Below are 14,271 nucleotides of genomic sequence, written 5' to 3'. Positions count from 1 at the left end.
TTAAGGGGGATAAGATGCGTAAATTAAGTGTTGTTGTATCGTTGTTACTTATGTTGTCTATGATTCTAGCAGCTTGTGGCGGAGGTAATACTGAAAAATCTGCAGGTGATGGAAAATCCGCTGATTCTGTCACATGGCTCATAAGTTCTGTGTATCCAGAAAGCAACCATATTGGACAAGGGATTGTAAAATTTAATCAAAAAGTAAAAGAAGCAACTGGTGGAAAAGTAAACATCGAGCTTCGTGCTGACGGAACATTAGGTTATTCAAGTTCTGACCATCTAAAGGTTGTGCGGGACGGCACTGTGCCAATGGCTGATGTACTATTGAGCAGTGTATCCGGAGATGCGCCTCTTTTAGGAATAGGGTCTTTGCCATTTCTTTATAGAGATTTTAAAGAGTATAAAATTCTAAATGAAGTTGCTCGTCCTTATTTTGACAAAGTGGTCGAAGAAAAATGGAATCAAAAAATCCTCTATACTTCTCCTTGGCCGCTGACAGGGTTCTGGACAAAGGAAGAAATCACCTCAATAGATGATTTTAAAGGATTAAAAACCCGAACTTTTGATGATTTAACTACACGTGTTTCAAGTGCGGTAGGAAGTACACCATCACCGCTTCCTTTTAATGAAGTATACTCAGCCTTATCAACTGGTGTCATTGATTCTGTCTTGACTTCTACTACTTCAGCGGTTGATAGTAAGTTCTGGGAAGTACTACATTATTATTTACCAATCAGTGTAATGGCGGGAACCAATGCACTAACAATTAATTTAGATAAATTTAATTCACTAGATAAAGAGACTCAAGATTTAATCCTTCAAGCAGGAAAAGAAATTGAAGAGGAACTTTGGAATAGTGTGGCTGAACTAGGTAAAGAGATGGAGAATATTGTAAACGAAAATGGAATTACTACTTCCAAGGTTAGTGAGGACTTGGTCCTTCAATTAGAGGAGCTTACAGAAGATATTAGACAGGATTGGTTAAGCAAAGCGCCTCCTGAGGCACAGGAAATTATTGACAAGTTCTATGAAAAAGCAGGGCGATAAAAAAGAAAGGCAGTCGCTAAAGTATTTTTTGCGACTGCCCTTTTTATCCAATCAGTTCTATTTCTACTGCAGAGATACAGAGGAGGAATAATATGGAGAAAATGATTCGCATAGTTGATAATACCAATAAGGTATTTGCTTATATAGCAGGAACGATGTTGGTTTTAAGTGTTGTCTTGATTATGGGGGAAATTGTTGCCCGTTCTGTTTTTAATAGTACGATTTATATTACGACCGAATATACTGCCTATTTTATGGTAGCGATTACATTTTTGGGGCTTGCCTTTACGCTTAAGGAAAAGGGCCATATTCGGATGGTGTTTCTTTACAAGGTCTTTAAAGGGGTAAAGGCTCGGATGATCCTTGATATATATTCCTATGTCGTAGGATTAGCAGCATTTCTTATTATTACGATTGCCACATTTCAATTCTTTTGGGACTCTTTAGTTTCAGGAACACAATCGATGCAGTTGACCAAAACTTATTTGGCCATTCCACAGTTTATCCTGCCTCTAGGATCTCTCCTTCTCACACTTCAGTTTATTGCTGAAATATCAAAAACGGTATTAAGGTACCGCAGCGGCGAGCTTGAGATTAATGAGGAAGAAGACCAAGAGCTTCAAGCAGCAGGGCATTAAACATCTTTTAAAGGAGGGAATTTAAAATGGATATCACTGTTATCTCATTAACCATATTAGGCCTTTTGGTCCTTTTCTTAGGAAGTACAATTTGGGTGGGGCTCTCTTTACTGCTCGTAGCAGTCTTCAGCTTTATTTTCTTTACAGATACTCCTCCGTTAAATGTATTAACGAATATTCTTTGGAACCAAGCAAATAGTCCAACGATGGTTGCTCTGCCACTATTTATATTTATGGGAGAGATTCTCTTTCGAAGTAATATAAGTCAAAACCTGTTTAAAGGCTTAACTCCTTGGCTAGCCTTTTTACCAGGCAGATTAATTCACGTTAATATTGTTGCAAGCAGCTTGTTTGCGGCGGTAAGTGGTTCATCTGCTGCAACAACTGCAACAGTAGGTAAGGTAACTATGCCGGAATTACTTAAGCGTAATTATAACCGTTCTCTTAGCATTGGCAGTCTTGCAGGTGCTGGAACGTTAGGATTTTTAATTCCCCCAAGTATGTTAATGATCGTATATGGGATTTCTGCCAATGTTAGTATTGGGGCACTGTTCATTGCCGGTATCCTTCCGGGCATTCTTCTTGCAATAGGATTCAGTACTTATATTCTAATTAGATGCTTAATTAACCCTAATTTAGCTCCGAAAGCGGAGAATTATACATGGTCAGACCGAATAAAGGCGCTTCCGCTTTTACTTCCAGTCATGTTTTTAATGTCGATGGTTTTAGGAAGTATTTACGCGGGATGGGCAACCCCAACGGAGGCTGCGGCAGTGGGTGTTTTTGGATCAATCCTTATAGCTGTTTTATCAAAAAGCTTATCGAAAAAAGCTTTTATCCAAGCTGTTTTAGGCTCCATAAAAACAAATGCCATGATTATGTTAATTGTTATTGCTGCTGCTTATATGTCTGTAGTCGTTGGATATCTGGGCCTCCCTGGTAAGTTAACTGCATTTATCGGTACACTTGGACTTTCAAAATATGAACTGATTATTCTCCTGGTGATTATGTATGTATTGCTTGGTTGTATATTAGATGGATTTTCGATTATTTTACTGACCCTCCCATTAGCCTTACCGCTAATTACAGTGGCAGGATTTGATCCGCTTTGGTTTGGAATATTTTTAATCCTAATGATTGAAGTTGCACAAATTACTCCACCAGTAGGCTTTAACTTATTTGTCCTAAATGGACTAACGGGAGACAGTGTTGCAAAAATAGCAAAGTATAGCTTTCCGTCATTCTGCATTATTTTATTACTTACAGTGTTGATTACTATTTTCCCTAGTATTGTCACTTGGGTGCCTAATCTATAGTGAGCAAACACAATATTCGTTTAATATATAAAGTTTCAAACCTCTGAATTCTAAGATTTTGATTAATTTCCCTTAAGATAACTCAGGGGTATGGCTTCTTAAAAGGGAGATGTAAGGGTTGAATTTAATTTCTGATTTAGAATTTCGGCCATTGGGAGAACAGGCACTAATCATTAATTTTAAAAATGAAATATCAGTCAGTACAAACAGCCAAGTTCATTCTTATGCCTTCCTTATTAAGGAAGCAAAGATTCGAGGAGTAAAGGGGACTATTCCTACCATGCGCAGCCTAGCTGTTCATTATGACCCAATTGTCATTACTTATGATGAATTGCTTGCCGAGATAAGAAATTTTAAAACGCATGATCAGAAGGAAGAGCATAACGGAGGCCGGATTATTCATATACCGGTGATTTATGGAGGGGAATACGGCGAGGATTTAAAAGAAGTTGCTGAAAGAACGGGATTTAGTCAGGAAGAAGTCATCCATCTTCATTCTTCCCGACACTATTTAATTTATATGCTGGGATTTATAGCAAGCTATCCCTATTGTGGAGAGATTGATCCAAGACTTTCATTGCCTAGACGTACAAGTCCGAATTTTAAAGTGGCTAAGGGAACGATTGCCATCGCCAATGAGCAGACCATCATTATTACGAATGAATCTCCGACAGGCTGGCACGTCATTGGCAGGACCCCATTCGAAACATTTAATCCATCCATAGATCCCCCAACGATCTTTCGTGCGGGGGATTATATCAAATTTGTTCCTATTACATCTGAAGAAGTTAAAAGATGGGATCCACATAAACAGAGAGAGTGGCGGGGAAAATGGAATTTTTAGAAATTATGAAACCAGGAATGCTTTCAACCATTCAGGATCTTGGCAGAAAGAATTACCAATTCTATGGGGTATCAGCCTGTGGTGCAATGGATGCCCTTTCCTTGCGGCTAGCAAATATACTAGTTGGCAACAATGAGTGGGAGGCTGGGCTGGAAATCACTATGTTAGGTCCAAAAATAAAGTTTATTAAAGATGGATTAATCGCTATTACAGGAGCAGATTTATCGCCAATGCTAAATGGCGAAACAGTCCCCTTATGGAAATCTATCAAGGTTTATAAAGGAGATATTCTCGATTTTGGGTCTATTAAATACGGTTGCCGTTCATATTTGGCGATGGCGGGCGGAATTGATGTTCCTCCAATAATGGGAAGTAAATCTACCTTCCTTCGCGGCGGATACGGCGGCTTAGAGGGAAGAAAGCTGCAAAAAGGCGATGTCATTTGCATAGGGGAAATGAAAGCAAAAACTAGCTTTCTAGCGAGAAAGCTTCCGCCATCCTATATTCCAAATTATAAAGAGAACAGGATGGTTAGAGTCATCTTAGGACCGCAAAACGATGCTTTTACTGAAGAGGCGATTGATCTAATGCTTTCGACGCCTTATCAAATCTCTACCAATTCGGACCGTATGGGCTATCGGCTCGAGGGTAAGGCCTTAACTCATTTGAATGGGCCAGATATTTTTTCCGATTTTATTACAGCCGGTTCAATTCAGGTACCAGGAAACGGCCAGCCGATTATATTAATGTCTGACTGTCAGGTAACGGGAGGCTATACCAAAATTGGAGTTGTGATAGGAGTGGATCTCCCTTATCTGGCACAGAGAAGGCCCGGGGATTATGTTTGTTTTGAGGAAATTGACATTTCAGAGGCGCAAAGGCTTTGGAAAGAGCAGGAGAAACTATTAAACTTAATGAATACAGTTAATTATGCCTGTGTGTAAATAACTTTATTTGTTTGTAGGGAGAAAAAATGAAAGATAAAACTATATTAATAACTGGAGCTAGCCGTGGGATCGGTAAGGCAATCGCTTTAGCATGCTCAAGCAATGGAGCAACTGTAATATTAGCTGGAAGAGATATAGAAAAATTGGAAGAAGTAAGTCAAGAGATAAAAAGAAATGGTGGAAAGGCGCAAAAACTAGTGTTTGACTTACTAGATGAAGGATCTATTCAAAAAGCGATTGCTACCATTTTAAATCAAGTAGGAAATATCGATGTATTAATCAATAATGCCGGTTTGGGACATTGGTCAAAAATACATGAAACGTCTGTTGAGGTATGGGACCAGGTGATAAATGTAAACTATAGATCTACCTTTTGGATGTGTAAATACTTGCTTCCGCATATGTATGAGAACAAAAAAGGACATATCATTAACATTTCCTCAGTGATGACTTCCCGTAGTATGGGGAATTTTGCGGCCTATATATCATCAAAAGCAGCAGTTGATGCTTTTACAAGATGTTTGTATGCGGAAGCAAAGCCTCATAATGTGAAAGTTACATTATTATCACCTTCTCAAGTTGATACAAACTTTCGTGATCAAATGACAGAAAGGCCGCCAATGAGTGCTGGCCAGAAGGAAAAAATGCTTCAGCCATCTGATGTTGCAGATGCTGTACTATACTTATTAAATACTTCGCCAAGAGCTATTCCTGTATCGTTAAATATAGAAATGCAGGGTGAACAATAGTCTCGGAAAATAATGTAGTCTATCTTAAAAGCGCCCCAAAATTCGTATTTTGAATTTAGAGGCGCTTTTTTGGAGTTTTGAATGGGTGAAACTTGTATTCAACTTGTTTATTCCTTGTTTTATAATCATATAGCTTGCTGCGAATAGATTTCTTAATAATCAAACAACCTAAACAAGATAATATATTGCAGTCATCTAATAATCAAAGCGGCCAATAGGGGCAATTTCAACTCCAGCCTGTTCCAGCCTATCCCTTACTCGGCGAATCACTTCCAACGCACCCGGCGTGTCACCGTGTACACAAATACTTTCTGCTTCTATATCGACCAATTCTCCATCAATAGTTTTTATCTTGCCGTCAACGACCATTCGCAATACATGTTCCACTGCTTCATTAGGATCTTTGATGACAGCGCCAGGCAGTTTACGTGATACTAGATTTCTTTCTTTTGTATAGGCGCGGTCAGCAAAAACTTCAAGCACGACAGAAAGGCCTTTCTCTACAGCGGCTTTATGAATTTCTCCATCCGGGATAACAAACACTTTTGTATCCGGGAGAATCATTTTTACAGCATCGATCACGGCATTAGCAATTCTGCTGTTCACAACACACATATTGCCTAGGCTGCCATGCGGTTTGACATGCTGGATTTGCACGTCATGTTTTCGGCAAAATGCCTGTAAGGCACCTATTTGATAGATGCAATAATTGATTAAGTCTTTGCTACTTATATCCATTTCTCGCCGACCAAATCCCAGTAAGTCAGGGAATCCCATATGGACGCCAATACCTACGCCATATTCCTTGGCCATCGCAACGGTATTATCCATCACATTTGGATCACCCGCATGAAATCCACAGGCGATATTTGCTGAGGAGATTAGTTTGATTACTTCTTCATCCATCCCTAGTTTGTAGGCTCCAAAGCTTTCCCCCATATCACAATTTAAATCGATTTTTTTCATATATACCTCCAAAGCATACCAGTTACTTTTTTATAGAGAATTATATTTTAAAATTTTCCAAAAAATTGGTGTTGAAATCACCCTTAATGAAAGCTTCATTTTCCAGTAATTGAAGATGGAAAGGAATCGTTGTATGAACGCCTTCAATAGCGAATTCCCCTAGGGCGCTTTTCATTCGCTGGATTGCTTCATTACGATCGTTTCCCCAGACTATCACTTTCGCAACCATAGAATCATAGAATGGCGAAATTTGATAACCGGGATAAACCGCACTGTCCACCCTGACGCCAAAGCCGCCAGGAGGGAAGTATATATCAATAGTACCGGGGGAGGGCATAAAGTTTTTGGCTGGATTCTCAGCGTTAATCCGGCATTCCATCGCCCAGCCGTTAATTTTTACCTCATCTTGACTAAATGAGAGGGGATGTCCAGCTGCCACAGCAATCTGCTCTTTGATTAAATCAATTCCGGTTACGCACTCCGTTACTGGATGTTCTACCTGAATACGGGTATTCATCTCCATGAAATAGAATTGACCGTGTTTATCCAATAGGAACTCTACCGTCCCGGCGCCGCAATAATGAACTGCACGCGCCGCCGCTACCGCTGCCGCTCCCATCTTGTTGCGCAGTTCTTGGTCAAGAGCAGGGGAGGGCGCTTCTTCAACCAGTTTTTGATGCCGACGTTGAATTGAGCAATCTCTTTCCCCAAGATAAGCCACTTCACCATGTTTGTCGGCAATAATCTGGATTTCCACATGGCGAGGCTCTTCCAGGTATTTTTCAAGGTATACACCGGAGTTGCCGAAAGCAGTTTCTGCTTCCTTTTGTGCCTGCCGGATGGCATTTATTAATTTTTCCTCATCATAGACTACTCGCATCCCTTTGCCGCCGCCCCCAGCGGTTGCCTTCACAATAACGGGATATCCTATATCTTTAGCAATCGAAACAGCATCATCTACGTGTTCGATGATACCCTCTGTTCCCGGAACAGTCGGGACACCTGCTTGTTTCATTGTTTCCCGGGCTACCGCTTTATCGCCCATCTTCTTAATAGCATCAGAATCTGGCCCAATGAATGTAATACCGCACCTTGTACATAATTCCGCAAAGTTGGCGTTTTCTGATAAAAAGCCGTAACCCGGGTGAATGGCGTCTGTATTAGTAAGGGTCGCAGCGCTAATTATATTAGCCATATTCAAATAGCTGTCTTTTGAAGCCGTTGGTCCAATACAGTAAGCTTCGTCTGCCATTCTGACATGGAGAGCCTCGCTATCAGCTTCCGAATACACGGCAACAGTAGCAATATTCATTTCTTTACAAGCTCTAATTACACGGACAGCAATTTCTCCTCTATTAGCTATCAAGACTTTTTTGAACATGATCGTTCCCCCTTATTCCGGTTTAACCAGAAATAAAGTTTGTCCGAAATCTACGAGCTGTCCATTCTCTGCAAGAATTTCGACGATTTGGCCTTCTACTTCTGCTTCGATCTCGTTGTACAATTTCATAGCTTCTACTATGCAGACAACCATATTGGATTCAACTTTATCCCCGATCTGAACAAATTTTGGGGAGTTTGGATCAGGCGCACCATAAAATGTTCCAACCATCGGTGACACAATCTTATGTAAATGAGGTTCTTCTGTTGCTTTAATATCCGACATTTTACTCTCGGATATAATAGAATCTTCTTGCTGCTGGACAGAAACAGGTGCTGCTGATGAAAGGGTAGGCAGTATTTCAACCGAAGGTTCAGCATCCATCACAGCCGTTGGTAAGTAGCTACCTTTTTTAATCAGTATCTTTGCTATTTTTTCTTCTTTCATCTCAAACTGAACTTCATTAAAAGAAGAATGGTTAACTAATTGGATAATGTCCCGTAGTTCGTCAATTTTCATATATTACACTCCAAAATTTAATTTTATCGTTAGACAAAAAGACTTAAAAATATTTATCCGAATATTTAAAAAATAACACTCTCTTCATTTTATTAATAATGTTTTTATTTGTAAAACGAAATAATTAGAAATATAAAATCCATATTATCGATATTTAAAAGGAACCAATAATGATAGTAACCTATTGATATTAAAAACAGGGGGAGTTAATCATAAAAAATAACTAACTGTCCCCTGTTTCATTACGTGAAATCAAATTTCCTATTTATTCTTTGTTTGATTCCATTCTATTTGCATTCCGTTGGGTGTTGATTCGATAACAACGCCATAATCTTCTTTAGCTTTTTCTTGAGAAATGTAACCATTGATCACATCTGAAAGAACTAGTTCTGGATCACGTTCCTTAGGGCTGCCGTAGCCGCCTCCGCCCGGTAGTTTTAAGGTGATGGTATCCCCTGGGGCCATGGTATAGAGCCCTTTGGATGTTAAAGGTGTTTCATCATTAAGTAAAACCTCTGCTTTTTCTCCCGGCAATCCACCCAATAAACCGCTTGGCGGGAAATTAAGGCCATCAAACATAAACGGCAACCGCCATGGCTTGTCGGTACGAACGCCTACTCGAATGATTTGCCCGAGCCCGCCCCGATATTTTCCGCTGCCACCTGAGTCTTGACGGAGCTCTTTTTGGTAAAAAATTAACGGCGAATTAATTTCGGCGATTTCAACAGGCGTGCCTTTGACGCCTGAAGGAAAACCGGTTGCAGACAAGCCATCTTTTATAGGAGTAGCGCCCATCCCGCCTGTATTAAATGTGACATAGGAAAATGGCTTTCCTTGTAGGTCTTCTCCGTATACCTGAATGTTCCAGAGTGACGTAGCACCTTCGGCAATGACTTTGTCCGGCATGGCTTCATGCAGTGCACCTAGCGCACAAACGGGGGCGAAATGGCCGATAATATGCCGGGCAGCCGTAGGCATTGGATGTTCTGCGTTCAATACACAGCCTTTAGGAGCCGTCACAGTTAAAGGACGGAAGCTTCCTTCATTATTTGGTATATCTGGAGCGATCGCTATCTTTAATCCGTAGGTCACATAGGCCAATGTATAATAAAGAGAAACATTGACTCCTTTTAAGCTTGCTGGCGATGTTCCATCGAAGTCTACAGAAATTTCATCCCCTTTAATCGTTACGGAGCATTTTAGTTTAATGGGGTCGCCTACACCATCCGTATAGATTTCGTTTTCGTAGGTTCCATCTGGTATTTCGGATATTACTTTCCTCATCGCTTCTTCAGATCGCTGGATAATTTCGTTGCCTAGAGTGTCAATTTCGCTTAGACCAAATTCATTTAGCGTTTCCATAAGGTTTTTAATGGCCACTTCTTGCGCAATCACTTGAGCTCTCAGATCTCCAAGAACCTCGTAGGGAGACCTGACATTAGCAGCAATAATGGATTGCAGGCTTTCATTCAGCTGTCCGGCACTATAATATTTCATATAAGGAATATATAGACCTTCCTCATAGATGCTTTCACCTTCAGGGCTGTAGCCCAGTCCGCCGATATCAGGGACATGGCATACAGATGCAAAATAGCCAATGAGATGATCGCTGAGAAATACTGGGGTTACGACTGTAACGTCTAGAAGATGTCCAGAAATTTCATATGGGTTATTGCTAATTAATACATCGCCAGGCTGTAAGGATTCTGGGGGGAAATGCTCTATAAAATGACGGATTCCTAGTGCCATTGTATTAATATGTCCCGGTGTTCCGGTATTTGCCTGAGCAATCATATTGCCTTTGCTGTCAAATAATCCGCAGGATAAATCCTCGGCATCGGAAAGCAGGTTGGAAAACGATGTCCGGATCAATGTTTTCGCCTGTTCTTCCAAGTTCGTAATCAGCCGATTCCATAATACCTCCACTTGGACGGAATCAAACATACTGTCTTTTGTCGCTGTTTTTGTCATTTATTCTGCCTCCCTTGGAATTTAAGATTAGGTTCGAGAATGGATCGATAGTCAAAGAGAAGTTTGGGGTCACGACCATAGTCGATTCTCGCTCTTCGATTATGGCAGGACCAGAAATTACAGATCCTGGACTCAATTGATCACGATCATAGACTGGGGTCAGAACATAATCGGAATATTGGTTAAAATAAACGTTTCGTTTATTTTTAGGTTTCGGATTCATCGAACTTTTCTCTGAAGCAGAATTTAAAGAAATCTCCGGAGTCGGCCCCTGAACAACGACTCGCCAATTAACGGTTTCAATTGGTACAGCATCGCTTGCCTCAGAGTATAGCTTTTCATATTGATGCTTGAAATTACTCCGAATCATTTCAATTGAATCTTCATTTAATTCCCCGTTTGGAATGGGAACACTAATTTCATAGGATTGGCCGACGTATCTCATTTCACATTTGCGGATGACATGGAGATCCTCATGCTTAATACCGGATTGGGTAAGAAGCGATTCTCCCTCTTTCTCCATTCCGACTAATAGATCTGTCACTTCCTGGAGATTCAACTGATCTAAGCGCCCGTGGTAGCTCCGGACAAAGTCAAAAGCAATCGGTGATGCTAGGAAGCCAAATGCCGAGCAAACACCAGCCCCAACAGGGGAGATGACGGTAGATACATCGAGGATATTTGCCACATTACAAGCGTGAACAGGCCCAGCGCCGCCCGTAGCAAATAATGGGTAATTTCTGATGTCTTTGCCTTTTTCAACAGCATGAATTCGGGCAGCACTTGCCATATTTTCATTAACAATATGATGGATGCCCCATGCAGCCTCTGTCACACTTAATCCAAGCGGCTTTGCGACATGCTCTTCAATAGATTTATAGGCAGCATCGACATCTAATGGCATTTCGCCGCCAAGGAAAAAGTCAGGATTTAAGTAACCTAATACTAGATCAGCATCCGTAACGGTCGGCAAGTTACCTCCTTTACCGTAACAAGCTGGTCCGGGAACGGAACTGGCACTGATTGGTCCTACTTTTATGAGATTCATTCGATTGATGTAAGCGATACTGCCGCCGCCTGCACCGATTTCAATCATTTCTACCACTGGGACTTTTACAGGGATGCCGCTGCCTTTCTTAAAACGGCTTTCGCGACCAACCTCAAATTCGTTGGTGATAATCGGCTCACCGTTATCAACTAAACTAGCTTTTGCAGTGGTTCCGCCCATATCAAACACTAACAGATTGGAAATATTGGATATCTTGCTGTAATGGGCTCCGGCAATGGTTCCTCCGACAGGCCCGGACTCTAAGATACGGATAGGGAAACGGCAGGCTGTTTCAATCGTACAGGTTCCACCGCCCGAAAGCATCATATGGAAATGACCGGTAAATCCGCGACTTTTCAGATCTTTTTCTAATTTGGTTAAATAGCTCTCCACAAGCGGCTGGACATATACGTTGGCAATGGTTGTGGAGGCCCGCTGAAGTTCTCTGATTTCAGGTGAGACCTCGGAAGACAGTGAAACGCGAATGGATGGCGCCACTTCTTGAGCGATTTCTAAAATCCTTTTTTCATGAACAGGATTTTTATAGCCATGAATCAAGCATACAGCCGCAGCTTCAACCTTTTGGTCCAGCATTTCTTTAAAGACTTCGCGTACTTCTTCTTCATCTAGCGGCTGCAGGAGTTCTCCATTAGCAAGAATTCTTTCAGTCACTGTAAATCTTAATCTTCTTGGCACTAGTGGGGCTGGTTTATCTATAAAAAGATCATATAAGTCATACCGATTTTCATTGCCAATCTCTAATTGATCACGAAAGCCCTTTGTTGTAATAAAAGCAGTTTTCACGCCTTTTCGTTGAATTAGGGCATTAACGACTAGGGTAGTGCCATGGATAATTGTCTTTATGTCGCTATAGGAATAGCCATATTTGATAAGGTTTTCATTCAAGCCTTTTAGAAAACCTTCTGATGGATCTGGATAGGTTGTTAAGGTTTTACCAAACATCCTATTTCCTTCTTCATCAATAAACACTATATCTGTAAATGTTCCGCCAATATCAATCCCAACACGAATGGTTGACATAAATAACCTCCTGTAAAATATTTCATCTATTTTTTGACTAAACGAATATTCTTTTTACGAATTGAACCAATTTTAGTTGCCCATTTGAAAAACTAAGGCATTCGCCGAAAGGACTTAGCGAATGCCAAGTTTATCTAATTAAGCATGATTTAATGCTTTTTTGCGAAGAGAGGTTATTGTTTCTTGTACAGAGATTTCCTCGGGGTTTGTCATGATTTCAATGACTGTCACTTTCCCCTCATTTAATGCTTGTTCAAACACATCTTTAAATTCCTCATTCGTTGTTACTCGATAACTTATCGCTCCTAAAGCACTGCCAAGTTCAGAGAAATTGGTATGACTTAAATCCGTGCCAATGACGCGCTCAGGGTAATTTTTTTCTTGATGCATGCGAATGGTCCCATACATACAATTGTTAAATACAAGAGCAATCACGGGGATATTGTATCGGACTGCAGTTTCTATTTCCTGAACTGTCATCATAAAGCCGCCATCGCCTGATAAAGAGATAACTGTTTTTTCTGGCTTGGCTAGCTTAGCACCGATAGCGGCAGGCAATCCATATCCCATTGCACCATTCGTTGGACCTATATATGTTTTGGAATCTGTAAAGGAATAAAAATTATGCAGCCAACCTGCGAAATTACCCGCATCGTTAGTTATAATCGATGCCTTTGGAAGTGCGGTCTCAAGCATCCGTATAATTTCTCGATTGTCGATGGACTGTTCTTTTTCGGAAGCAAAGTTATCACCAGCGTGTCTATAGACTGCATGCCGTTCATTGCCCCAAGTTCTCCAGTTTTGTTCAATTTTCATATTGAGTAATGCTTCTAGAGCTTCTTTAGCATCTGAAACTATTCCAGCATGCGGACTAAAAACTTTACCTAGTATATCCTCGCTTATATCAATATGAATTAGCGTTTGTTCCGGTTTGATAATGCTGTAATCCTGGGTTGTTACTTCTGAAAGACGTGTACCAATCGCAAGGACAAGGTCTGCCATGCGAAGCGTATCTAGAATAGGTGAAAATGTTCCAAGACCGCAATGTCCCGCATAAAGAGGATGATTATTTGGAAATACATCATGTCGACGGAATGAGGACATAACTGGAATGTTGAACTTCTCGACTAGCTCTTGCAAAGCCTGTTCACCATTTGCAGCAATAACACCGCCGCCAGCAAGGATGACAGGTCGTTTCGATTTTTTAAGTAGTTCTTGTACAAAAGATATTTCTTGAGCACTTGGTTGTGGAGCCGGAGCATGGGAAACCGGTCCAAAAAACATATCTGCTTCTTCAACGAGAACATCTTCAGGAAGAGAAATGACGACAGGACCTGGTCGACCACTTTTGGCAACCCGAAATGCTCGTTGAACGAGTTCAGGCACTCGTTCTGCATCTTTAATTTCTACAGTCCATTTAGCAATATGACCAAAGAATTGATCAAGATCTACTTCTTGAAAGCCTTCCCGGCCACGAAATTTACTATGAACTTGCCCTAAAAAAACAACCATAGGCGTTGAATCTTGGTAGGCGGTATGGACTCCGATAGCTAGATTGCTTCCGCCAACTCCCCGTGTTGCCATGACAACACCAGGTTTTCGGGTTGCTTTCCCATAACCTTCAGCCATAAAAGCAGCACCGCCTTCATGACGTGTAGAAATTAATTCAATACCATCCGTTTCGTAGATGCTATCCATTAATGGTAAATAGCTTTCTCCTGGAACGCAGAAAATATGTTCGACACCTTCTAACTTCATACACTCTACAATCGCGTCTGCACCATTCAACCTTTGTTTCATTA

At 40.9% G+C, this 14,271-nt stretch carries 12 protein-coding genes; 6 read left to right on the top strand and 6 right to left on the bottom strand.

All coding sequences use genetic code 11. From position 1 onward, the window contains the following. Positions 1–14: 14 nt before the first annotated feature. The 6 genes from V7122_RS00900 (at position 15) to V7122_RS00875 (ending at position 5,543) form a co-directional block, all read left to right on the top strand. Complete coding sequence (locus tag V7122_RS00900) at positions 15–1,049, top strand: TRAP transporter substrate-binding protein (RefSeq protein ID WP_335525468.1); 1,035 nt, start codon at positions 15–17, stop codon at positions 1,047–1,049. A 92-nt stretch (positions 1,050–1,141) separates the two neighbouring features. Further along, complete coding sequence (locus V7122_RS00895) at positions 1,142–1,687, top strand: TRAP transporter small permease subunit (RefSeq protein ID WP_335525466.1); 546 nt, start codon at positions 1,142–1,144, stop codon at positions 1,685–1,687. A 26-nt stretch (positions 1,688–1,713) separates the two neighbouring features. Continuing rightward, positions 1,714–3,003 (top strand): TRAP transporter large permease, encoded by a 1,290-nt coding sequence (locus V7122_RS00890; RefSeq protein WP_335525464.1) that lies wholly within the window; start codon positions 1,714–1,716, stop codon positions 3,001–3,003. A gap of 118 nt (positions 3,004–3,121) precedes the next feature. Then, positions 3,122–3,847, top strand: a complete 726-nt coding sequence (gene pxpB / locus V7122_RS00885) for a 5-oxoprolinase subunit PxpB (protein ID WP_335525463.1) — start codon at positions 3,122–3,124, stop codon at positions 3,845–3,847. Then, positions 3,835–4,791 carry a biotin-dependent carboxyltransferase family protein gene (locus V7122_RS00880; protein WP_335525462.1) on the top strand — a complete coding sequence of 319 codons (957 nt, stop codon included), beginning with the start codon at positions 3,835–3,837 and terminating at the stop codon, positions 4,789–4,791. The genes pxpB and V7122_RS00880 overlap by 13 nt, the downstream gene beginning before the upstream one ends. 29 nt (positions 4,792–4,820) lie before the next feature. After that, a complete protein-coding gene (locus V7122_RS00875; RefSeq protein WP_335525461.1) occupies positions 4,821–5,543 on the top strand; it encodes an SDR family oxidoreductase in 723 nt (240 codons plus the stop codon). A gap of 195 nt (positions 5,544–5,738) precedes the next feature. On the opposite strand, the gene V7122_RS00870 is transcribed toward V7122_RS00875, so the two are convergent. The 6 genes from V7122_RS00870 to V7122_RS00845 all read right to left on the bottom strand — a co-directional run bounded on the left by V7122_RS00870 (position 5,739) and on the right by V7122_RS00845 (position 14,269). Then, a complete protein-coding gene (locus V7122_RS00870; RefSeq protein ID WP_335525460.1) occupies positions 5,739–6,509 on the bottom strand; it encodes a LamB/YcsF family protein in 771 nt (256 codons plus the stop codon). Between the two features lie 40 nt (positions 6,510–6,549). After that, positions 6,550–7,890: an acetyl-CoA carboxylase biotin carboxylase subunit gene (gene accC, locus V7122_RS00865; protein ID WP_335525458.1), complete on the bottom strand. Its 1,341-nt coding sequence runs from the start codon at positions 7,888–7,890 to the stop codon at positions 6,550–6,552. Between the two features lie 12 nt (positions 7,891–7,902). Further along, a complete protein-coding gene (accB, locus tag V7122_RS00860) occupies positions 7,903–8,409 on the bottom strand; it encodes an acetyl-CoA carboxylase biotin carboxyl carrier protein (RefSeq protein ID WP_335525457.1) in 507 nt (168 codons plus the stop codon). 261 nt (positions 8,410–8,670) lie between these two features. Beyond that, on the bottom strand, positions 8,671–10,380 hold the full coding sequence (locus V7122_RS00855; protein ID WP_335525455.1) for a hydantoinase B/oxoprolinase family protein: 1,710 nt from the start codon (positions 10,378–10,380) through the stop codon (positions 8,671–8,673). Next, entirely contained in the window at positions 10,346–12,469 is a 2,124-nt protein-coding gene (locus V7122_RS00850; RefSeq protein WP_335525453.1) for a hydantoinase/oxoprolinase family protein, read from the bottom strand. Before V7122_RS00850 ends, V7122_RS00855 begins: the two co-directional genes overlap by 35 nt. A gap of 138 nt (positions 12,470–12,607) precedes the next feature. Further along, positions 12,608–14,269, bottom strand: coding sequence for a thiamine pyrophosphate-dependent enzyme (locus V7122_RS00845; RefSeq protein ID WP_335525452.1), 1,662 nt, complete (start codon positions 14,267–14,269; stop codon positions 12,608–12,610). Positions 14,270–14,271 lie beyond the last annotated feature (2 nt).

The organism is Bacillus sp. JJ1532 (assembly GCF_036965085.1).
GTDB lineage: Bacteria > Bacillota > Bacilli > Bacillales > Cytobacillaceae > Cytobacillus.
This window is presented reverse-complemented; position numbering and strand designations above follow the sequence as displayed.